This window comes from Tepidimonas sp. HKU78 (assembly GCF_049860815.1).
In the GTDB taxonomy this organism is placed as follows: domain Bacteria; phylum Pseudomonadota; class Gammaproteobacteria; order Burkholderiales; family Burkholderiaceae_C; genus Tepidimonas.
Map to the genome: position 1 here is coordinate 546,265 of NZ_CP187547.1, position 22,213 is coordinate 568,477.

Below are 22,213 nucleotides of genomic sequence, written 5' to 3' on the forward strand. Positions count from 1 at the left end.
AGCACTCCTTCTCGTTCGGCCCTTCGCCCACGACTGGCAGCTACTATGGCCTCTGCTGACTTCTCGCTCCGTGTCACCACGTCGCCCTTTCAGGCATAAGGCGAGATCTCCCCGGGTAAGAACGCACTCCTTCACTGCACAACCGCCGGATTTACGCCGCTTCGCCTTGATCACGAGAGCTTCGCGGATTCATGCCCGCTCGCCCTGCTCGGCAGCGCCTTCTATCCGGTTCTTGTCCATCGGCTCGCAGTTTCGCTCCACGCTTCCTCCCCACACTCGGTCGCCCTCATGCAGTTGCGCTTCGCTTCGTTCGCTGTGATCAACTTACGGTGGGACTTTCACCCACAAGAGTGCGCCCGTGCCGGGCGCACACGAAAACGCCCAACCGGAGAGGGTTGGGCGCTGAATGGTGGTGGCCTGGGGCGGAATCGAACCACCGACACGCGGATTTTCAGTCCGCTGCTCTACCAACTGAGCTACCGGGCCGTCTAAGTGCTCATTGTAACACAAGCAGGGACGCGACTTCAGGCTGCGCAACGTTTGGCACGCGACAGGTCGACGCCCAGCTGTTTGAGTTTGCGGTACAGGTGCGTGCGCTCCAGCCCGCTTTTTTCGGCCACACGGGTCATGGAGCCGTTTTCCTTGGCCAGATGGAACTCGAAGTACGCCTTCTCGAAGGCGTCGCGTGCTTCGCGTAGGGGGGCATCCAGGTCCAGCGTCTGCCAGCCCAGTCCTGCCACGGGAACCGCCACCCCACAAGCCTTCGGTACCATCCCGTTTAGGGTGTCTCCTTCGTCGGCCGCACCTGCTGGGCGATCGACCAGCCGCACCCCCCCGTCACCCACCGCACTCGGGCTGCCACCGGCGGCCAAGGCAGCGCGTACCGGGGCACCGTTCGCCGGCGGCACCGGCGAGATGCCCCCGTTGCCCGGTTGTGAGCGCGCGGGCCCGCCCATGGCACCGCGGGTCAACCCTTTGTCGACCGCCTGCAGCAGCTTTTGCAGTGTGATGGGTTTCTCGAGGAAGGCCATGGCCCCGATGCGGGTGGCCTCGACCGCAGTATCGATCGTGGCATGGCCGCTCATCATGATGACGGGCATCGTCAACAACCCAGACGCCGCCCACTCCTTGAGCAAGGTGACGCCGTCGGTGTCGGGCATCCAGATATCTAGCAACACCAGGTCGGGGCAGGCACGCTGGCGAAACTGTCGCGCCTGCGCAGCGTTTTCGGCCAACTCGACGGTGTGTCCCTCGTCGTTCAGGATCTCGGACAGCAGTTCACGGATACCCAGCTCGTCGTCGACGACCAGAATGTTTGCCATCGTCTGCACTCACCCCTGGATGGGAGCCCCCTGTTGCCAGTGTTGCGTATTTGCAACCCTGAATGATAGCGACACTTCCGCGCCGACGATAGTGTCGCCCTCGCGCCGGTTGACCAGTTCGACCCGGCCACCGTGCTCGTCCATGATCTTTTTCACCACCGCCAACCCCAGACCCGTGCCCTTGGCCTTGGTGGTGACGTAGGGCTCGAAGGCGCGCTGCAGGATCGTCTGTGCAAATCCTGGCCCGTCGTCGATGACCGACAGCCGCACCCATGTGCCGCTGCCGGAGCGCCGCGTGCGTAGCGTGATCACTCCCTGACTGGCAGCCGTGGCGCTCGCGTCCTGCGCGTTTTGCACCAGGTTGTGCACCACCTGTCGCACCTGTTGGGCATCGGCCAGCACCGGCGGGCAGTCAGGATCGAGATCCAGCCGCACCGGCACGGCAGACGACTCGTACAGGGTGACGATGTCCTGCAACAAGGCGTTGAGGTCCACAGGGGCGAGCTGGGCCGCGGGCAGCCGAGCGTAGTCGCGGAATTCGTTGACCAGCCGCTTCATCGCCTCGACTTGATCGACGATCGTCTTGACCGACTTGTGCAGCATGGCCAAGTCGGTGCCCTGCAGTCGGGGTTCGAGCTTGAGGGCGAGTCTCTCGGCCGACAGCTGAATCGGTGTGAGGGGATTTTTGATTTCGTGCGCCAGGCGCCGCGCGACCTCGCCCCACGCCTGGGCCCGCTGCGCCGAGATGAGGTCGCTGACGTCGTCGAGCACGAGCAGGTAGTCGCCACCGGGCAGCAAGGCGCCGCGCACGACCAAGGTGCGAACCGCGCCCCCAGCGGGTGTGTCAGTATCGGGCTGCAGCTCGTAGGGTTGCTGCCAATGCGCGCCCTCGCCTGTCGGTTCACCGTCGGCGACGAAACGGGCGAACTGCGTCCGTACCCAGGCACCGAAAGGCTGCAGCCCTGGCACAGCGTCCAGCGGCAGGCCCAGGTAGTCGTCCAGTGGTACGCGCAGGATGCGCGCCGCACCGGGGTTGGCGCTGCGCAGCCGACCGTCGGGCGCCATGACGATGACCCCCGCCGTGAGGTTGTCCAGCAGCGTTTGCAGGCTGGCGCGCGCCGCATCGACTTGTTGCATGGACGATTGCACCGCCTGGCGCGCGTCGGCCAGCTCCTGCGTCATGTGGGCAAAGGTACGTGTCAAGCCCGCGAGTTCGTCGCGAGCGGGCAAGGCCACCTTGGGCCCCAAGTCGCCGCGGGCGACGTCACGCATCCCCTCGGCCAGCAGCAGCAGCGGCCGCACGAGCTGGTTACCCAGCAGCACGGCCAGCAACACGGCACCAAAAACCGACAGAAACAGCGCCAGCGTGAGTGTGCCCAGGTACATGCTGCGCAGACCGTCGCGCACCAGCGCGCGTTCCTGATATTCGCGGTTGGCCGCCTGTACCGCCAGCGCGTTGGCCACCAATGCCGCCGGCATGGGTGCGGTCACGTCCAGGTACCGAGACTCCACACCGAACGAGAGGCTGCCAGTGGGCACATAGGCCAACACACGCACGCGCGGCAGTGCCTCGGCCGGCAACCCCAACACCTCGCGCGGGTCGCGCAGGCTCTCCAGCTCCTCCAGGCCCTCGATCCAGGTGACCACCCGCTCGGCGCGGGCCCGGCGCATCAGCGTCGACGATGGGCGCTCCGGCGCCAGCCGAAAGCGCGACGCACCCGCGCTGGCCACCGCGCGCCCTTGGGTGTTCCACAGCACCACGTCGGTGGCGCCCAGTTGCTCGCGCCACCCCTCGAGCATCACACCAGCGGCGCCGTCAGAGCTGTTGGCGATTGCGCCCGCCAGCGTGCGCGTCTTGGCCGCCCAGTCGGCACTCACGGTATCGAGCGCGGTGCGCCCGAGTTCGAGACCGGCGCGCAAGGCCGTCTCTACCCGGGCATCGAACCAGGTTTCGATGGCCCGGTTGACGAACTGGTACGACACCAGGTAGATCAGTGCACCCGGCACCACGCCGACCAAGCCAAAGATGGCCGCGAGTTTGAGCAGCAGCACGCTGCCAAAGCGCCGTCGGCGCAAGCGTATCAGCAGGCGCAGTGCCAGCCAGACGAGCACGCCCGCCAACACGGCGGCCACCCCCAGGTTGAGCACCAGCAAATGCGTGTACGTTTGGGGCTGGACGGCGCGGTGGTCGGTGGCCAGCGTCAGCAGGTAAAACAACACCAGGCCCACGCCCAGGATAAATACCAGCGCCAGCGCCAAAAACCAGCGCAGATGGCGCGCGCGCTGGAGGTCGCGCTGGCGCGCCTCGCTCATGGGCGCGCCTCCGACGTCTCGGCAGATTCGACGTCACCCGGTGCCGGCACGGCCAGCACGGTGCGCCAGACGGGTGCTTCGACAGACCCGCCGGGCAGGATCTGCAAGGGCCGCGGCAGTTGGCGGACATCGAGGCGAAATTCCACCTCCAACCGTTCGTCGCCTTTGAGCCCTTCGGACGGTGCGACACGCCAGCGCTGCACGCGGCGCACGAGCGCTAGCGCCTCGTCCAGGCTGTCCAGGTTGCGGTGCAGCGCCGTGAGAGCGGCGGTGTCCCCTTCGGGTGCGTCACTCTCTTGCACGCTCAGGCGCCAGCGCTGGGTCAGCGGCTGAAAGACCAGGCGGACCGTGCGCACCGCCCGCGCCAGGTGGCGGTCGGTCCAGTACCAGCGTGGACGGCGCAGCTCGGCGCGCCAGACGAAGTGCAGCGGCACCCCGCGTTGCAGCGCATCGAGCAAGGTTATGGGCAATTCCAGCGGGATGCGCGCGTCCAAATACAGGCCATCGGCACCGCGCTCGAGCTGCCAGACTGCGCCGTCGCGCTGGGCCGATGTCGCCACGACAGGCAAGGCCGCCAGACTGGCCACGACCAGCCCCCCGGCTGCGCGCAGCAGTGCGCGGCGGTACAGCGCGGGCGCTTGTGCGCCACGCGGCTCAGGCCTTGGTCCACAAAGCGTAGAAAAATCCGTCCATGCCACGGCGCGCATTGTCGCCCATGGCAGGGCCGAATACGAAGCCCGGCGTTGCATCGGCCGCATCGGCCGCATCGGCCACCACGCGGCCCGGCAAGAGATGCCCTGGTGCGGGCAGTGCACGCGCATCGGCATGGCGCGCGGCAAAGTCGGCCTCCACGTCGGCGCCCTCGGCCCGAAAGACCGAACAGGTGGCATACAACAGCCGCCCGCCACGCGCCAAGAGCGGCCACAGCGCGTCCAGCAACCGGCGCTGCTGCGCCGCGAGCCGATCGACGTCGTCGGGCTGGCGCAGCCAGCGCACATCCGGGTGGCGGCGCACGATGCCCGAGGCACTGCACGGCGCATCCAACAAAATCGCATCGAACGGCCGCCCATCCCACCAGTCGGCGACGCTGCCCGCGTCGGCCGCGCGCACCGTCACGGTCGAGCCTGCCGCGGGCAAGCGCAGCCGTTCGAGCGTTTCGCGGACGCGCTCGATGCGCGCCGCATCGGCATCCAGCGCCCACAGCTCGATGTCGGCCCGCTCCAGCAGGTGCGCGCTCTTGCCGCCGGGGGCAGCGCAAGCGTCCAGGACCCGCGCCCCCGCGGGCAACCCCGCCCCCAACAGCAGTGGGGCGGCGAGCTGCGCGGCCCCGTCCTGCACCGACACGGCACCTTCGGCCCAACCGGGTAGCCGCTCCACCGGCACGGCTTCGGCCAAAACCAAGCCGTCCTCGCCTATCGGCTCGGCCGCCCAGTCCAGGGCCGCCAGCTGGGCGAGGTAGGCGTCGCGGCTGCCGTGCCGCCGGTTGACACGCAGCACCATCGGCGCGGGCTGATCGTCCGCCTCCAAGATGGCGCGCCAGCGCTGCGGGTGGTCCCGCTGCAGCCGCTCGACCCACCATGGGGGGTGATTCCATCGACCCAGCGGGGTGGCACGGGCTTGCGCGAGCAACGCCTCACGCTCGCGCAAGAAGCGACGCAGGCAAGCGTTGACGAAGCCCGCCAACGCCGGCTGGCGCAGCGGCGTCAGGGCGCGCACGGCTTGATCGACCACCGTGTGCGGGGCGTACCCTGTCCCATCGACAAGCAGGGCCAGCGCCGCCTCCAACAACCCAGCCACCGGCGCGGGTGGCGCCCGCTTGGCCAGCAAGCCCAGCAGCACCTGTGTTTCGCCCCCGCGGCGCAACGCCCCAAACACCAGCGCCTGCACCCCTGGCCGCAGGGGTGCAGGCACCTGAGGCAAAACGGCCGCGAGCGAGCGCCCCTGCCGCACCGCGGCGATCGCGCGCGCCACCACGGCCAACTGGGCCGACAAAGGGACCGATGTCGGCACCACTGACTGGGCCGACCGCACGGCCCGCCCAGCCTTACTCGGTGGCGGCATCCGCATCCAGCGGCGACGCGGACAGCGCGTCCGCCTCGGCGATGGCGCGGCGCTCTTCCTCGTCCATGCGCTCCTTGGCGCGGCGCGCCTCGTGGAACGCCATGCCGGTGCCGGCCGGGATCAGGCGGCCGACGATGACGTTCTCCTTCAGGCCGCGCAGCTCGTCCTTCTTGCCCATGATGGCGGCTTCGGTGAGCACGCGCGTCGTCTCCTGGAACGATGCGGCCGAGATGAACGAGTCGGTCGACAGCGAGGCCTTGGTGATGCCCAGCAGCAGGTTGCGGAAGGTCGCCGGCGTCTTGCCCTCGGCGCGCAGTGCGTCGTTGGTGTTGAGGATCTCGGAGCGCTCGACCTGCTCGCCGGCGATGTAGTGGCTGTCGCCGGGGTTGTCCACCTCGACGCGGCGCAGCATCTGCCGCACGATCACTTCGATGTGCTTGTCGTTGATCTTCACGCCCTGCAGGCGGTAGACGTCCTGCACCTCATCGACGATGTAGCGCGACAGCTCCTCGATGCCCAGCAGGCGCAGGATGTCCTGCGGGTCGGCCGGGCCGTCGACGATGAGCTCGCCCTTGTTGACCACCTGGCCTTCGTGCACGAGGATGCTCTTTTCCTTGGGCACCAGCTCCTCCCAGACCTTGCCATCCGGGTCGGTGATCTGCAGGCGCACCTTGCCCTTGGTCTCCTTGCCGAACGACACCGTGCCGGTGATCTCGGCGAGGATCCCCTTGTCCTTCGGCGAGCGCGCCTCGAACAGCTCGGCCACGCGCGGCAGACCGCCGGTGATGTCGCGCGTCTTCTGCCCTTCGACCGGGATGCGCGCCAGCACCTCGCCGGGGTGGATGCTCTGGCCGTCGCGCACCTGGATCAGCGCGCCCACGGGGAAGGTCACCGTCACCGCGTGGTCGGTGCCCGGGATCTTGACCTCCTTGCCCTCGGCGTCGATGAGCTTGACCTGCGGCCGCACGACCTTGGTGGCCCCGCGCCGCTTCGGGTCGATGACCACCAGCGTCGACAAGCCTGTGACCTCATCGACCTGCTTGGCCACGGTCAGGCCTTCTTCGACGTTTTCGAACTTCACCACACCGGCGAATTCGGTGATGATGGGGCGCGTCAGCGGATCCCAGTTGGCTAGGATGGTGCCGGCCGTGATGCGCTGGTCGGCCTTGACGGCCAGCGTCGCGCCATACGGCACTTTGTGGCGCTCGCGCTCGCGGCCGTTGTCGTCGTGGATGATGATTTCACCCGAGCGCGCGATCACCACCTGCTCGCCCTTGGCGTTGGTGACGTAGCGCATGGTCGGGTTGAAGCCGACCACGCCGTTGGACTTGGCTTCCACGCTGGAGGCCACCGCCGCGCGCGACGCCGCGCCCCCGATGTGGAAGGTGCGCATCGTCAGCTGCGTGCCCGGCTCGCCGATCGACTGCGCCGCGATGACACCGATGGCCTCACCCACGTTGACCAAACCGCCGCGGCCCAGGTCACGCCCGTAGCACTTGGCGCACACGCCGTAGCGCGTGTCACAGGTCAGCACGGTGCGCACCCGTACCTCGTCGATGCCAGCCTGCTCGATCAGGTCCACCGCGTCCTCGTCCAGCATCTGGCCCGCCGCCACCAGCACGCGCTGCGTCTCGGGGTCGACGATGTCTTCGGCCGTGGTGCGGCCCAAGATGCGCTCGCGCAGGCTCTCGATGACCTCGCCACCCTCGACGATGGCGCGCATGAGCGTGCCGTTGGTAGTGCCGCAGTCCTCCTCGGTCACCACCAGGTCCTGCGTCACGTCCACCAGACGGCGCGTGAGGTAGCCCGAGTTGGCAGTCTTGAGCGCCGTGTCGGCCAGACCTTTACGCGCGCCGTGCGTCGAGATGAAGTACTGCAACACGTTCAACCCCTCGCGGAAGTTGGCCGTGATGGGCGTCTCGATGATGCTGCCATCGGGCTTGGCCATGAGGCCACGCATGCCGGCGAGCTGGCGAATCTGCGCCGCCGAACCCCGTGCGCCCGAGTCGGCCATCATATAGATCGAGTTGAACGACTCTTGCTCGACCACGTTGCCGTGGCGGTCGACGACCTTCTCCTTCTTGAGGTGCTCCATCATCACCTTGGAGATCTCGTCGCCGGCCTTGCCCCAGATATCGACCACCTTGTTGTAGCGCTCGCCTGCCGTCACCAAGCCCGAGGCGTACTGCTGCGCGATCTCCTTGACCTCGGCCTCGGCCCGCTCGATGATGGCTTGCTTCTCGGCCGGCACCAACATGTCATCGATGCAAATCGAGATGCCGGCTTGCGTCGCCAGCCGGAAGCCGTTTTGGAGCAGCTTGTCGGCAAACACCACCGTCTCTTTCAGGCCGCACTTGCGGAACGAGGCATTGATGAGCTTGGAGATCTCTTTTTTCTTGAGCGGCTTGTCGATGAGCTCGAACGGCAACCCCTTGGGCAGGATTTGCGACAGCAGCGCACGACCCACCGTCGTGTCGCGCAGCTTGGTCACCGGCTCCAGTTCGCCGGTTTCCTTGTTTTTGAGCCACTCGGTCAGGCGCACGCTGACCCGGCTGGTCAGCTCCACCACACCGGCGTCCAACGCGCGCTGCACCTCGGCCACGTCGGCAAAGACCATGCCCTCACCCTTGCCGTTGATGCGCTCGCGCGTGGCGTAGTACAGCCCCAGCACCACGTCCTGCGACGGCACGATGGAGGGCTCGCCGTTGGCAGGGAAGAGCACGTTGTTGGACGACAGCATCAGCACGCGCGCTTCCATCTGCGCTTCCAGCGACAGCGGCACGTGCACCGCCATCTGGTCGCCGTCGAAGTCCGCGTTGAACGCCGCGCACACCAGCGGGTGCAGCTGGATCGCCTTGCCTTCGATCAGCACCGGCTCGAACGCCTGGATGCCCAAGCGGTGCAACGTCGGCGCACGGTTGAGCAGCACCGGGTGCTCTTTGATGACGTCTTCCAGGATGTCCCAGACGATGGGGGTGCCCGCCTCGACCTCTTTTTTGGCCGCCTTGATGGTGGTGGCGATGCCCATTTGCTCCAGCCGCGCGAAGATGAACGGCTTGAACAATTCGAGTGCCATCAGCTTGGGCAAACCGCACTGGTGCAGCTTGAGCGTCGGGCCCACCACGATGACCGAGCGGCCCGAGTAGTCGACGCGCTTGCCCAGCAGGTTCTGGCGGAAGCGGCCACTCTTGCCCTTGATCATGTCAGCCAGCGACTTCAGGGCACGCTTGTTGGCGCCCGTCATGGCCTTGCCGCGGCGGCCGTTGTCCAGCAGGCTGTCCACGGCTTCCTGCAGCATGCGCTTTTCGTTGCGCGCGATGATCTCCGGCGCCTTGAGCTCCAGCAGGCGCTTGAGCCGGCTGTTGCGGTTGATGACGCGGCGGTACAGGTCGTTGAGGTCGGAGGTGGCGAAGCGCCCGCCGTCCAGCGGCACCAGCGGACGCAGATCCGGCGGCAGCACGGGCAGCACTTCCAGGATCATCCACTCGGGCTTCATGCCCGACTTCTTGAACGCCTCCAGCACCTTCAGGCGCTTGGCGTTCTTCTTGACCTTCATCTCGGAGCCGGTCAGGTCGTTGCGCAGTTTCTCGATTTCGGCGTCCAAATCGATGGCCTGCAGCAGCTCTTTGATGCCTTCGGCGCCCATCTTGGCGACGAACTCGTCACCGTACTCGCGGCGCTTGGCGTCGTAGTCGTCCTCGGACATGATGCTGAACTTCTTCAGCGGCGTCATACCCGGGTCGACCACCACGTAGGCCTCGAAATACAGCACGCGCTCGATGTCGCGCAGCGTCATATCGAGCACCAGGCCCAGCCGCGACGGCAGGCTCTTGAGGAACCAGATGTGCGCGCACGGCGCGGCCAGCTCGATGTGGCCCATGCGCTCGCGGCGCACCTTGGTCTGGGTCACTTCGACGCCGCACTTCTCGCAAATGACGCCGCGGTGCTTGAGGCGCTTGTACTTGCCACACAAGCACTCGTAATCTTTGATGGGGCCAAAGATCTTGGCACAGAACAGACCGTCGCGCTCCGGCTTGAAGGTGCGGTAGTTGATGGTCTCGGGCTTTTTCACCTCACCGAACGACCAAGAGCGGATTTTTTCCGGCGAGGCCAGACCGATCTTGATGGCATCGAAGTGCTCGTCGGGCGTGAACTGCTTGAACAGGTCGAGCAAGGATTTCATGGCGTGCGTCCTCGGGTGGGGGCTCTATTCAGTTGCGTTCCAGCTCGATGTCGATACCGAGCGAGCGGATTTCCTTGACCAGCACGTTGAACGATTCGGGCATGCCCGCATCGATCGCGTGCTCGCCCTTGACGATGGATTCGTACACCTTGGTGCGGCCCTGCACGTCGTCGGATTTGACGGTGAGCATCTCCTGCAGCACGTAGGACGCGCCATAGGCTTCCAGCGCCCAGACTTCCATCTCGCCGAAGCGTTGGCCACCGAACTGCGCCTTGCCGCCCAGCGGCTGCTGGGTGACCAGGCTGTAGGGGCCGGTAGAGCGCGCGTGCATCTTGTCGTCCACCAAGTGGTGCAGCTTCAGGTAGTGCATGTAGCCCACCGTCGTCTTGCGCTCCAGCGGGTCGCCGGTGCGGCCGTCGTAGAGCTGCGCCTGCGTGCGCGACTCGGTCAGGCCCTTGGCCTTGGCCACCTCATCGGGGTAGGCGAGCTGCAGCATGGCGCGAATCTGCTCTTCGCTGGCGCCGTCGAACACGGGCGAGGCAAACGGCACCCCCTTGGTCAGCTCGCGCGCCATGGCGACGATTTCGTCGTCCGACAGCTCGTCGAGGTTCTCCTTGCGGCCCGTGGAGTTGTAGATCTTGTCCAGGAAGGCGCGGATCTCGGCCACCGCCGCTTGCCGTTGCAGCAGCTCGCCGATGCGCTCGCCCAGCCCCTTGGCCGCCCAGCCCAGGTGCACCTCCAGCACCTGCCCGATGTTCATGCGCGAGGGCACCCCCAGCGGGTTGAGCACGATATCCACCGGCGTGCCGTCGGCCATGTAGGGCATGTCTTCCACCGGCACGATCTTGGACACCACGCCCTTGTTGCCGTGGCGGCCCGCCATCTTGTCACCGGGCTGTAGGCGGCGCTTGACGGCCAGATACACCTTGACCATCTTCAGCACGCCCGCCGGCAGCTCGTCGCCCTGGGTCAGCTTCTTGCGCTTTTCTTCGAACGCTTGGTCGAACGCGTGGCGCGTGGCCTCCAGCGAGTTCTTGATCGACTCCATCTGCGCGGCCAGATCATCGTCGGCGACGCGGATGTCGAACCAGTGGTGGCGGTCGATCTCGGTCAGGTACTCCTTGGTCAGCACCGTCCCCTTGGGCAGGCGCTTCGGCCCGCCGTTGGCGGTCTTGCCGATGAGCAGTTTTTCCAGGCGGTCGTAGGCGTCGGCCTCGACGATGCGCAACTGGTCGTTGAGGTCGAGGCGGTAGCGCTTGAGCTCGTCGTCGATGATCTGCTGCGCGCGCTTGTCACGCTGGATGCCCTCGCGTGTGAAGACCTGCACGTCGATGACGGTGCCCTGCGAGCCCTGCTCCACGCGCAGCGAGGTGTCCTTGACATCGGACGCTTTCTCGCCAAAGATCGCGCGCAGCAGCTTTTCCTCGGGCGTGAGCGTCGTCTCGCCCTTGGGCGTGACTTTACCCACCAGCACGTCACCGGGCTGCACCTCGGCGCCGACGTAGATGATGCCCGACTCGTCCAGCCGGTTGAGCTGCTGCTCGGACAGATTCGGGATGTCGCGCGTGATTTCCTCCGGCCCCAGTTTGGTGTCGCGCGCCATGACCACCAGCTCCTCGATGTGGATGCTGGTGTAGCGCTCCTCGGCCACCACTTTCTCGGAGATCAGGATCGAGTCTTCGAAGTTGTAGCCGTTCCAGGGCATGAAGGCGATCAGCATGTTCTGGCCGATCGAAATTTCGCCCAGATCGGTGGAAGCGCCATCCGCGATCACCGCGCCCTTGTGGATGCGCTCGCCCTTCTTGACGATGGGGCGCTGGTGGATGTTGGTGTTTTGGTTGGAGCGCTGGTACTTGATCAGGTTGTAGATGTCCACGCCCACTTCGCCCGCCACCGCCTCGTCGTCGTTGACGCGGATGACGATACGGGTGGCGTCGACGTAGTCCACCACGCCGCCGCGCTTGGCGGTGACGACGGTGCCCGAGTCGATCGCGGCCACACGCTCGATGCCCGTGCCAACCAAGGGCTTCTCGGGCCGCAGCACCGGCACCGCCTGGCGCGACATGTTGGCGCCCATGAGCGCGCGGTTGGCGTCGTCGTGCTCCAGGAACGGCACGAGCGAGGCCGCCACCGAGACGATCTGCGCGGGCGAGACGTCCATGTACTGTACGCGATCCGGCGTGGTCAGCACCGATTCGCCCTTCTCGCGTGCCGACACCAGCTCACCGACCAGGCGGCCTTCTTCGTCCAGCTCGGCGTTGGCCTGGGCAATGATGTACTTGCCCTCCTCGATGGCCGACAGATAGTCGATCTGGTCGGTCACCTTGCCGTCCACCACGCGGCGATACGGCGTCTCGATGAAGCCGTACTCGTTCAGCCGCGCGTACAGCGCCAGCGAGTTGATCAGGCCGATGTTGGGGCCTTCGGGGGTCTCGATCGGGCACACGCGACCGTAGTGCGTGACGTGCACGTCGCGCACCTCGAAGCCGGCGCGCTCGCGCGTCAGACCACCCGGGCCCAGGGCCGAGACGCGCCGCTTGTGCGTGATCTCGGCCAGCGGGTTGGTCTGGTCCATGAACTGCGACAGCTGGCTGGCGCCGAAAAACTCCTTGAGCGCGGCCGAGATCGGCTTGGAGTTGATCAGGTCGTGCGGCATCAGCGGCTCTTGTTCCGCTTGGCCCAGCCGCTCCTTGACCGCCTTTTCGATGCGCGCCAGCCCGGTGCGGAACTGGTTTTCGGCCAGTTCGCCCACGCAGCGTACGCGGCGGTTGCCCAGGTGGTCGATGTCATCCACCTCGCCCTTGCCGTTGCGCAGGTCCACCAGGATCTTGACCACGGCCATGATGTCCTCGTTGGTCAGGACCATCGGGCCTTCGGACGACTCACGGCCGACGCGGGCGTTGAACTTCATGCGCCCCACGCGCGACAGGTCGTACGTCTCCGGGTTGTAGAACAGGCGGTGGAACAGGGCCTGCACCGCGTCCTCGGTCGGCGGCTCGCCGGGGCGCATCATGCGGTAGATCGCCACCCGGGCAGCAAATTCGTCGGCCGTTTCATCGATGCGCAGCGTCTGGCTGATGTAGGGCCCTTGGTCCAGCTCGTTGGTGTAGATGCAGGGCAGCTCCTGGATGCCGGCCGAGCGCAGCTTCTTGAGCAGGGTTTCGGTCAGCTCGTCGTTGGCGCGCGCGATGATCTCACCGGTGTCGGGGTCGACGATATTTTTGGCCACCACCCGACCGATGAGGTAGTCCTCGGGCACGCTGATGTGGGTGGTGCCCGCCTGCTCCAGCTCACGCACGTGGCGCGCCGTGATGCGCTTGTCTTTGGCGACCACGACGCGGCCGTTGGCGTCGGTGATGTCGAAGCGCGCCACTTCGCCCTTGAGCCGCTCGGGCACGAAGGCCATCAACGCCCCGCTGTCCATCAGACGGAAGTGGTCGTTGACGTAGAAATTGGCCAGGATCGCCTCCGGCGTCAGGCCGATGGCCTTGAGCAGAATAGTCACCGGCATCTTGCGCCGGCGGTCGACGCGGAAGTACAGCAGATCCTTCGGGTCGAACTCGAAATCCAGCCACGAGCCGCGGTAGGGAATGATGCGGGCCGAGAACAGCAGCTTGCCCGAGCTGTGCGTCTTGCCCTTGTCGTGCTCGAAAAACACCCCCGGCGAACGGTGCAACTGGCTGACGATGACGCGCTCGGTGCCGTTGATGATGAAAGAGCCCTTGTCGGTCATCAGGGGCACCTCGCCCATGTAGACCTCTTGCTCCTTGACCTCTTTGACCACCTTGGACTGTGGCGTGGAGGCCTCGCGGTCGTAGATGATGAGCTGCACGCGCGCACGCACCGCCGACGCATACGTCAGGCCGCGCGTCTGGCATTCACGCACGTCGAACACCGGCTTGCCCAGCGTGTATTCGACGAACTTCATCTCGACATAGCCGTTGTGCGACACGATCGGAAACGCCGACTCGAACGCGGCTTGCAGGCCGACCGATTTGCGCTCGCGCGGCGGCACGTCGGCTTGCAGAAACGCCGTGTAGGCGTCCTTTTGCATCTGCAGCAGGTAGGGGATTTCCAACACGCTGTCGCGGCTGCCAAAGCTCTTGCGGATGCGCTTGCGTTCGGTGTAGGAGTATTGAGCCATGAGATCTCCGGGCTTGAGGTCTGCGGCGACTGACGGCGCACGGCGGGTGCGCGCCTGGGGGTTCTTGGCGACCGGCCCCTACCGGTCTCTGGGCAGACGGCCCGCGCGCGGCGCGCAGGCCCGAACCAAGCGGTCTTGCTGCAGTCGGGGTCAGAAGACACGGCAAAGCGGTCGGCAATATGACCGTTTTGCCGTGTGCTCTGCAAGCGGCAAAGGCTGGAGGCCCGCACAGGCACTCCAGCCCTTGGATCAAGAGCCGATTACTTGAGTTCGGCCTTCGCGCCGGCTTCTTCCAGCTTCTTCTTGGCGGCCTCGGCGTCGGCCTTGGGCATCGCTTCCTTGACGGTCTTGGGCGCGCCATCGACCAGGTCCTTGGCTTCCTTCAGACCCAGGCCGGTGATCTCGCGCACGGCCTTGATCACGCCCACCTTGTTCGAACCGGCTTCCTTGAGGATCAGGTCGAACTCGGTCTTTTCTTCGGCGGCCGGGGCGGCAGCGCCCGCAGCGGCAGCGGGGGCGGCCATGGCGGCGGCGCTCACGCCAAACTTCTCTTCGATCGCCTTGACCAGATCGTTGAGCTCCATCACCGTCATGGTGTCCAGAGCGGCCAGGAATGCGTCTTTGTCGAATGCCATGATGATTTCCTAAAAAACGGGTTGATTGGGAACGACCGAATTAGGCGGGCTGCGCCTCACCCTTTTTCTCGGCCAGGGCCGCGACCACGCGCGCCAGGCGCGACACCGGCGACTGCATGAGGCCCAGCAACTGCGACAGCAGGACCTCCTTGGAGGGGATGCTCGCCAGCGACTTCACGCCGTTGACATCCAGCGGCTTGCCGGCGTAGACCCCACCGCGCAGGACCATCTTGTCGTTGGTCTTGGCGAACTCGACCACCACTTTCGCGGCGGCGACAGCGTCTTCCGAAAAGCCGTAGATGAGCGGACCGGTCATCTGGTCGGCGGCGACCTCGAAGGGCGTGCCAGCCAGGGCACGGCGCGCCAACGTGTTTTTCAGCACATTGACGGTCGCACCGGCCTTGCGGGCCTCGACACGCAACTTCGTGAGGTCGGCCACCGTGATGCCACGGTACTCGGCCATCACCAGCGTCTGCGCCTTCGCGGCCAGTGCCGACACTTGGTCGACGACGGCCTGCTTCTCACTGCGGTTCAGACTCAAGGTTGACTCCTTTGAGAACCCCTCCCGGGGAGGAGGGGGTTTCCCGATCACGCGACCCCGACCCCGGAGCCACGCACCTGTTGCAGCGATCAACCGTTTTCAGGAAACCGCACCGGCTCGACCCGGTACCCGATTCCATCCCGCGGCGGGATCGCCATCTGCGCTGGCTGTCGACCCGATCGTCGACACTTAAGTGAGCCGATGGCCCACACCAGCGGTCTCGGATGGCTTCGCCACACCTGGGCAGACGCGGCGAACCCACCACACACTCGCGCCATGCGCACAGCAGCCACTGCACGCGTGACGCGGATTCCATTCAGCCCGCAGCCGTCACCGTCTGCGGATCGACCCGCACGCCCACGCCCATGGTCGACGACACGGCGATCTTGCGCAGGTACTGACCCTTGGCCGCAGCCGGCTTGGCCTTGTTGAGCGCTTCGATCAACGCCGCCAGGTTGCCCTGCAGCTTCTCGGTGTCGAACGACCGACGGCCGATGGTGGTATGCACGATGCCCGCCTTGTCGACGCGGAACTGCACCTGACCCGCCTTGGCATTGCGCACCGCGGTGGCCACGTCCGGCGTCACGGTGCCCACCTTGGGGTTGGGCATCAGGCCACGCGGACCCAGAATCTGACCCAGCGTGCCGACGACGCGCATCGCGTCGGGGGCAGCGATCACGACGTCGAAATCGATGTTGCCGGCCTTGACCTGTGCCGCCAGGTCGTCGAAACCGACGACGTCGGCACCGGCAGCCTTGGCCTCTTCCGCTTTGGCGCCCTGAGCAAACACCGCGACCCGCTTGGTCTTGCCGGTACCATTGGGCAGCACCACGGCGCCACGCACGACTTGGTCCGACTTGCGGGGATCGACGCCGAGTTGCACGGCGACGTCGACCGATTCATCGAATTTGGCGGTGGCGCATTCCTTGACGATGGCCAGCGCCTCGGGCAGCGGATACAGCTTGGTCGAGTCGACCTTGCCTTGCAGGGCCTTTTGCTTTTTGGTCAGTTTCGCCATCTCACAGCCCCTCCACGATCACACCCATCGAACGCGCCGAACCAGCGATCGTGCGCACGGCGGCATCCAGATCGGCAGCAGTCATGTCCTTCATCTTGGTCTTGGCGATTTCCTCGAGCTGCGCGCGCGTGATCTTGCCGACCTTCTGCGCATGCGGCTTGGACGAGCCCTTGTCCAACTTGATCGCCTTCTTGATCAGCGTGGTCGCCGGCGGCGTCTTGATGATGAAGGTGAAGCTCTTGTCCGCGTAGGCGGTGATGACCACCGGCAGCGGCAGACCGGGCTCCATGCCCTGGGTCTGGGCGTTGAACGCCTTGCAGAACTCCATGATGTTGAGGCCGCGCTGACCCAGCGCCGGACCGATCGGGGGGGAGGGGTTGGCTTTACCCGCTGGCACCTGCAGCTTGATGAAGCCGACGATTTTCTTGGCCATGAGTGATATGCTCCTGCGAGTGCTGTCGGCATCGCGCGCCCCAAGGGACGCTCGTCACCTCCTCGCACCAAGACCCGGATATCTCTTTCGGCCGCACTGGGCAGCCGCCGCACCGTCGCCGAGCCGACCCCGACAGCACGAAGCCCGCGCACGGCTGCGCAGGCTGAAGAACTTGGCATTATAGCGCGTTTTCGGAAATGCGCTAGGCGCTGCGGCAAGCGCCGACGCGCTTCAGGTCTTCTCCACCTGATTGAAGTCGAGCTCGACCGGGGTCGCGCGACCAAAGATCGTGACCGACACGCGCAGCTTGTTCTTCTCGTAGTTGACTTCTTCGACGGAGCCGTTGAAGTCGGCGAAGGGTCCTTCCTTGACGCGCACCAGCTCGCCCACCTGGAACTCGACCTTGTGGCGAGGACGGTCCGCCCCCTCCTGCATCTGGCCAATGATCTTTTGCACTTCCTCTTCGGAAATCGGCGAGGGTCGGTTGCGCGCGCCGCCGACGAAACCCGTCACCTTGCTGGTGTTCTTGACCAAGTGCCAAGTGTCGTCGTCCATCACCATTTCCACCAGCACGTAGCCGGGGAAAAACTTGCGCTCGGTGGTGCGCTTGACACCGTTTTTGATCTCGACGACCTCTTCGGTCGGCACCAGGATGCGACCGAACTTGTGTTGCATGCCCGCGCGCTGCACGCGCTCGAGGATATTGCGCTCGGCCGCCTTTTCCATCCCGGAATACGCATGCACGACATACCAGCGCATGCCTTCGGCGGGCGTCGCGCTCATCGGGGGCGTTGCGTTCGCTTCGCTCATATTCACCTCCAACCCAGGATGAGGCCGTAGAGCACCCACTCCAGCAGCTTGTCCGTCAGCCACAGAAACAACGCCATGACCACGACGAACGCAAAGACGTAGGCGGTCATCTGCGTGGCCTCCTTGCGGGTCGGCCAGACGACCTTTTTGACTTCCTTGATGGCATCACGCCCGAAGGCGATGAGCCGCTGCCCCGGCGTGGCGGTAGCGCCGATGCCCAGCGCGACACCGATCGCCACCAGCAGCACGGCCCACTGCACCCAAGCCCCTTGGGCCTTGAGCCAATAAAAACCCACGAATCCGAGCAGCACACACAGCGCGACGGCGGCCAGTTTGGCCTTGTCCGCGCTGCTGCTGACGGTTTCGATTTCCGTAGAGGCCATCGCCCACACCTTCATTGACTGAAACCACGCGCCAGACGCCGCGCACCAGAAACACAAGCCCGCTGCGGTCCGGGGACACGGGCGGGCTTGGACGATGCAACCAGTGACGTGGCGCGCATCACCGGGTGGCAGGGGCAGAGGGAATCGAACCCCCAACCTTCGGTTTTGGAGACCGACGCTCTGCCAATTGAGCTATGCCCCTTCAGCGACTGGCCACGGATCGCGGCCAGCCACGCCTATGCTATCACTCGATGATCTTGGACACCACGCCGGCGCCGACGGTGCGGCCGCCTTCGCGGATCGCAAAGCGCAGGCCCTCTTCCATCGCGATCGGGGCGATCAGCTTGACCGTGATGGTCACGTTGTCGCCCGGCATCACCATCTCTTTGTCCTTGGGCAGCTCGATGGCACCCGTCACATCGGTGGTGCGGAAGTAGAACTGCGGCCGGTAGTTGTTGAAAAACGGCGTGTGGCGGCCGCCTTCTTCCTTGGACAGCACGTAGACTTCGCCCACGAAGTGGGTGTGCGGCGTGATGGAGCCGGGCTTGGCCAGCACTTGGCCGCGCTCGACTTCTTCGCGCTTGGTGCCGCGCAGCAGAATGCCAACGTTGTCGCCCGCCTGGCCCTGGTCGAGCAGCTTGCGGAACATCTCCACGCCGGTGCAGGTGGTCTTGGTCGTCGGGCGCAGACCCACGATCTCGATTTCGTCACCGACTTTGATGATGCCGCGCTCGACACGCCCGGTCACCACGGTGCCGCGACCGGAGATCGAGAACACGTCTTCGATGGGCATCAGGAACGGCTGGTCCACCGCGCGCTCGGGCGTGGGGATGTAGGTGTCCAGCGCCTCGGCGAGTTTCAGGATGGCTTGCTCGCCCAGCTCGCCTTTGTCGCCTTCGAGCGCCAGCTTCGCCGAGCCCTTGACGATGGGGATGTCGTCGCCGGGGAACTCGTACTTGGAGAGCAGCTCGCGCACTTCCATCTCGACGAGCTCGAGCAGCTCGGCGTCGTCGACCATGTCGCACTTGTTGAGGAAGACGATGATGTAGGGCACTCCAACCTGGCGCGCCAGCAGGATGTGCTCGCGGGTTTGCGGCATGGGGCCGTCGGCGGCCGACACGACCAGGATGGCGCCGTCCATCTGGGCGGCACCCGTGATCATGTTCTTGACGTAGTCAGCGTGGCCGGGGCAGTCGACGTGCGCGTAGTGGCGGTTGGCGGTTTCGTATTCGACGTGCGCGGTGTTGATGGTGATGCCGCGCGCCTTTTCTTCGGGCGCCGCGTCGATTTCGTCGTACTTCTTGGCTTGGCCGCCGAACTTGGACGCCAGCACCGTCGTGATCGCCGCCGTCAGCGTCGTCTTGCCGTGGTCCACGTGACCAATCGTGCCCACGTTGACGTGCGGCTTGGTCCGCTCGAATTTCTCTTTTGCCATCGTTACCGCTCCGAATGGATGTTTGCCGAACTCACTCACACGCCCCTGCGTGGGGCGAAGACATTTGTGCTGGTGCCCATGGGCAGGATCGAACTGCCGACCTCTCCCTTACCAAGGGAGTGCTCTACCACTGAGCCACATGGGCTTGCGACCGCCTCGCGACGACCACAAAAAACCTTCGCGAAACCCAGTCACCGGCGCGTCGCTGGAGCGGGAGACGGGAATCGAACCCGCGTCATCAGCTTGGAAGGCTGAGGTTCTACCATTGAACTACTCCCGCGGACCATTTCCAAGCCAACCCGCAAGATTCGGACACGGGCCGCCACCGCCTTCACTCTGGCCAACACAACCGGCATCGCTGGTGGAGGGGGTTGGATTCGAACCAACGTAGGCGTAAGCCAACAGATTTACAGTCTGCCCCCTTTAGCCACTCGGGCACCCCTCCGGCGAGAGCCCCAGATTATGCCACGTTTTGTTGGCCGTTTTCGGCCTGGGCTGAAAATTGTTGAACGACCGACGCCGCCCACAGGGCGATGCGGCCAGCCGTATCGGCCGCGCCGCGGATGCCGTTGATGCTGCGCTGGCTCAAGTGGCGCTCGCAGGCCACCGCCGCGCGCAGCCGGCCGTCGGCGCGCAGCGCGCGCACCGCTTCGTGCGCCTGCACACCGCACGCCACCACCCATTGCAAGCCGGCCAGCTCGCGGGCCAGGCGCTCCAGGTTGTCGGGCTGCAGCACCTCGGCCACGGTCGGCACCGAGCGCCCCGTCAAGTCGGGATATTCGACCCGTGGCCAGGCGTTGGTCACCACGTAGTCCACGCGCTGCGCCGACGCGAACCGATGCGGGTCGAGCCGCTGCAGTGCGACGAGCGCACGCGCCAGGTTGGCGCCCGTGCCCGCCGCGCAGGGGTAGCCGCGCTGGGCTTCGAACCGGCCTGGACAGATGAAGACGAAACCGGTGCGCGCCCCCGGACACGGCTGGTGGTGCGGCGTCGCCCCAGACGCCAGCGGCAGCGGCGCGCTCATGCCGGATCGAACAGTTGGGCCAGCGCCAAGCCGGGGTCGGGCGCACGCATGAACGCCTCGCCCACCAAGAAGGCGTGCACGCCCGCATCGCGCAACCGCCGCACGTCGTCGCGCTGCACGATGCCGCTTTCGGTGACCAGCAGGCGATCGGCGGACACGCGCGGCAGCAGGTTCAGCGTCGTCTCCAGCGAGACCTCGAAGGTGCGCAGGTCGCGGTTGTTGACACCGATGAGCGGGGTGCGCAAGCGCAGCGCGCGGTCGAGCTCGGCGGCGTCGTGCACTTCCACCAGCACCGCCATGCCCAGTTCGTGCGCGATGGCCTCGAAGTCGGCCATCTGCGCATCGTCCAGACACGCCGCGATGAGCAAAATGGCGTCGGCACCCCACGCACGCGCCTGCCAGACCTGGTAGGCGTCGACGATAAAGTCCTTGCGCAGCGCGGGCAGCGCCGCCGCCTCGCGCGCCTGGCGCAGGTAGGCCGGGTGGCCCTGGAAATAGGGCTGGTCGGTCAGCACCGACAGGCAGGCGGCACCGAAGCGGGCGTAGCTGGCCGCGATCGCGGCGGGGTCGAAGTCGGCGCGCAGCACGCCCTTGGAGGGGCTGGCTTTCTTGACCTCGGCGATGACGGCGGCGCGGCCCGCGGCGACCTTGGCGCGCAGCGCGCCGACGAAATCACGCGGCGGATCGTCGCGCCGTGCGGCTTCGGCGCGCCCGCGCAGCGTGGGCAGCGGTTCGGCGGCACGGGCGGTGGCGACCTCCTCGCGCTTGGTGGCGCAGATGCGCTGCAGGATGTCGCTCATGCGGCAGCCTCCGCGCCCAGGCGGTGCGCCGTGGTGACGAGTTGCTCGAGCTTGGCTTTGGCCGCGCCACTGGTGAGCGCCGCGCGGGCACGCTCGATGCCAGCGGCGATGGAATCCACCACGTCGGCAGCGTAGAGCGCAACCCCGGCATTGAAGACGACGATGTCGGCGGCCGGCCCCGACTCGCCGTCGAGCACCGCCAGCAGCCGCGCGCGCGACTCCTCGGGCGTGGCGACCTGGAATGCCCGGTGGCTGGCCATCGCCAGGCCAAAATCCTCGGGGTGGATGTCGTACTCGACGATCTCGCCGTCCTTGAGCTCGCCGACCAAGGTGGCGGCACCGAGGCTGACCTCGTCCATGCCGTCGCGGCCATGCACGACCAGCGCATGCCGCGCCCCCAGGCGCTGCAACACGCGCACCTGGATGCCCACCAGATCCGGGTGGAACACGCCCATCAGGATATGGGGCGCACCCGCCGGATTGGTCAATGGCCCGAGGATGTTGAACAGCGTTTTGACCCCCATCTCGCGCCGCACCGGGGCCACGTTTTTCATGGCCGGGTGGTGGTTGGGCGCGAACATGAAGCCGATGCCCACCTCCTCGATGCAGCGTGCGATCGCCGCAGGCGGCAGCTGGATGTTGACGCCCAGGCTCTCGAGCACGTCGGCGCTGCCGGATTTGCTGCTGACGCTGCGCCCGCCATGCTTGCTGACCCGCGCACCCGCGGCGGCGGCCACGAACATGGCACAGGTCGAGATGTTGAAGGTGTGCGCGCCGTCCCCACCCGTGCCCACGATATCGACCAGGTGCGTCGTGTCCGGCACGTGCACCGGGGTGGCGAATTCGCGCATCACCTGCGCTGCGGCGGTGATCTCGCCGATCGTCTCCTTCTTGACACGCAAGCCGGTGAGGATGGCCGCAATCATGAGCGGCGAGACCTCGCCGGCCATGATCAGCCGCATCAGGTGCAGCATCTCATCGTGAAAAATCTCGCGGTGCTCGATGACGCGCTGCAGCGCTTCCTGGGGCGTGATGTGGTGGCGATGGGACATGAAAGACCTCCGAGGGGACGGGAATCGAGGCGCACGCTAGGTGGACGGCCCAGCGCGGC

At 66.1% G+C, this 22,213-nt stretch carries 16 protein-coding genes and 5 tRNA genes; all 21 read right to left on the reverse strand.

The window, feature by feature from the left end; all coding sequences use genetic code 11:
* Nucleotides 1–410: 410 nt before the first annotated feature.
* The 21 genes from ACPYIS_RS02745 to trpD all read right to left on the reverse strand — a co-directional run bounded on the left by ACPYIS_RS02745 (nucleotide 411) and on the right by trpD (nucleotide 22,154).
* Nucleotides 411–486: transfer RNA gene (locus ACPYIS_RS02745), tRNA-Phe, on the reverse strand.
* A gap of 38 nt (nucleotides 487–524) precedes the next feature.
* On the reverse strand, nucleotides 525–1,322 hold the full coding sequence (locus ACPYIS_RS02750) for a response regulator (RefSeq protein WP_424858565.1): 798 nt from the start codon (nucleotides 1,320–1,322) through the stop codon (nucleotides 525–527).
* A 9-nt stretch (nucleotides 1,323–1,331) separates the two neighbouring features.
* Entirely contained in the window at nucleotides 1,332–3,635 is a 2,304-nt protein-coding gene (locus tag ACPYIS_RS02755; RefSeq protein WP_424895121.1) for an ATP-binding protein, read from the reverse strand.
* A complete protein-coding gene (locus ACPYIS_RS02760) occupies nucleotides 3,632–4,333 on the reverse strand; it encodes a DUF4390 domain-containing protein (RefSeq protein ID WP_424895120.1) in 702 nt (233 codons plus the stop codon). Before ACPYIS_RS02760 ends, ACPYIS_RS02755 begins: the two co-directional genes overlap by 4 nt.
* A complete protein-coding gene (gene rsmB, locus ACPYIS_RS02765) occupies nucleotides 4,290–5,696 on the reverse strand; it encodes a 16S rRNA (cytosine(967)-C(5))-methyltransferase RsmB (protein WP_424895119.1) in 1,407 nt (468 codons plus the stop codon). The genes ACPYIS_RS02760 and rsmB overlap by 44 nt, the downstream gene beginning before the upstream one ends.
* On the reverse strand, nucleotides 5,680–9,879 hold the full coding sequence (gene rpoC / locus ACPYIS_RS02770; protein ID WP_424895118.1) for a DNA-directed RNA polymerase subunit beta': 4,200 nt from the start codon (nucleotides 9,877–9,879) through the stop codon (nucleotides 5,680–5,682). The genes rsmB and rpoC overlap by 17 nt, the downstream gene beginning before the upstream one ends.
* A gap of 28 nt (nucleotides 9,880–9,907) precedes the next feature.
* Nucleotides 9,908–14,023 carry a DNA-directed RNA polymerase subunit beta gene (gene rpoB / locus ACPYIS_RS02775; RefSeq protein WP_424895117.1) on the reverse strand — a complete coding sequence of 1,372 codons (4,116 nt, stop codon included), beginning with the start codon at nucleotides 14,021–14,023 and terminating at the stop codon, nucleotides 9,908–9,910.
* A gap of 260 nt (nucleotides 14,024–14,283) precedes the next feature.
* Entirely contained in the window at nucleotides 14,284–14,658 is a 375-nt protein-coding gene (rplL, locus tag ACPYIS_RS02780) for a 50S ribosomal protein L7/L12 (RefSeq protein ID WP_314226260.1), read from the reverse strand.
* Between the two features lie 40 nt (nucleotides 14,659–14,698).
* Entirely contained in the window at nucleotides 14,699–15,199 is a 501-nt protein-coding gene (gene rplJ, locus ACPYIS_RS02785; protein ID WP_314226261.1) for a 50S ribosomal protein L10, read from the reverse strand.
* Nucleotides 15,200–15,515: 316 nt separating this feature from the next.
* Entirely contained in the window at nucleotides 15,516–16,217 is a 702-nt protein-coding gene (gene rplA / locus ACPYIS_RS02790; protein WP_424858559.1) for a 50S ribosomal protein L1, read from the reverse strand.
* A gap of 1 nt (nucleotide 16,218) precedes the next feature.
* Complete coding sequence (gene rplK / locus ACPYIS_RS02795) at nucleotides 16,219–16,650, reverse strand: 50S ribosomal protein L11 (protein ID WP_132962721.1); 432 nt, start codon at nucleotides 16,648–16,650, stop codon at nucleotides 16,219–16,221.
* Between the two features lie 231 nt (nucleotides 16,651–16,881).
* Nucleotides 16,882–17,460 (reverse strand): transcription termination/antitermination protein NusG, encoded by a 579-nt coding sequence (nusG, locus tag ACPYIS_RS02800; RefSeq protein ID WP_314226263.1) that lies wholly within the window; start codon nucleotides 17,458–17,460, stop codon nucleotides 16,882–16,884.
* 2 nt (nucleotides 17,461–17,462) lie between these two features.
* Nucleotides 17,463–17,843: a preprotein translocase subunit SecE gene (gene secE / locus ACPYIS_RS02805; RefSeq protein ID WP_424858558.1), complete on the reverse strand. Its 381-nt coding sequence runs from the start codon at nucleotides 17,841–17,843 to the stop codon at nucleotides 17,463–17,465.
* Nucleotides 17,844–17,969: 126 nt separating this feature from the next.
* Nucleotides 17,970–18,045: transfer RNA gene (locus tag ACPYIS_RS02810), tRNA-Trp, on the reverse strand.
* Between the two features lie 42 nt (nucleotides 18,046–18,087).
* Nucleotides 18,088–19,278 carry an elongation factor Tu gene (gene tuf, locus ACPYIS_RS02815; protein ID WP_424858557.1) on the reverse strand — a complete coding sequence of 397 codons (1,191 nt, stop codon included), beginning with the start codon at nucleotides 19,276–19,278 and terminating at the stop codon, nucleotides 18,088–18,090.
* 70 nt (nucleotides 19,279–19,348) lie between these two features.
* Nucleotides 19,349–19,423: transfer RNA gene (locus tag ACPYIS_RS02820), tRNA-Thr, on the reverse strand.
* Nucleotides 19,424–19,484: 61 nt separating this feature from the next.
* Nucleotides 19,485–19,558, reverse strand: a tRNA-Gly gene (locus ACPYIS_RS02825).
* 79 nt (nucleotides 19,559–19,637) lie between these two features.
* A tRNA-Tyr gene (locus ACPYIS_RS02830) sits at nucleotides 19,638–19,723 on the reverse strand.
* 15 nt (nucleotides 19,724–19,738) lie between these two features.
* Nucleotides 19,739–20,302 carry a hypothetical protein gene (locus tag ACPYIS_RS02835; RefSeq protein ID WP_299019015.1) on the reverse strand — a complete coding sequence of 188 codons (564 nt, stop codon included), beginning with the start codon at nucleotides 20,300–20,302 and terminating at the stop codon, nucleotides 19,739–19,741.
* Entirely contained in the window at nucleotides 20,299–21,102 is an 804-nt protein-coding gene (trpC, locus tag ACPYIS_RS02840) for an indole-3-glycerol phosphate synthase TrpC (RefSeq protein ID WP_314226561.1), read from the reverse strand. Before trpC ends, ACPYIS_RS02835 begins: the two co-directional genes overlap by 4 nt.
* Complete coding sequence (gene trpD, locus ACPYIS_RS02845; protein WP_299019019.1) at nucleotides 21,099–22,154, reverse strand: anthranilate phosphoribosyltransferase; 1,056 nt, start codon at nucleotides 22,152–22,154, stop codon at nucleotides 21,099–21,101. The genes trpC and trpD overlap by 4 nt, the downstream gene beginning before the upstream one ends.
* Nucleotides 22,155–22,213: the final 59 nt, after the last annotated feature.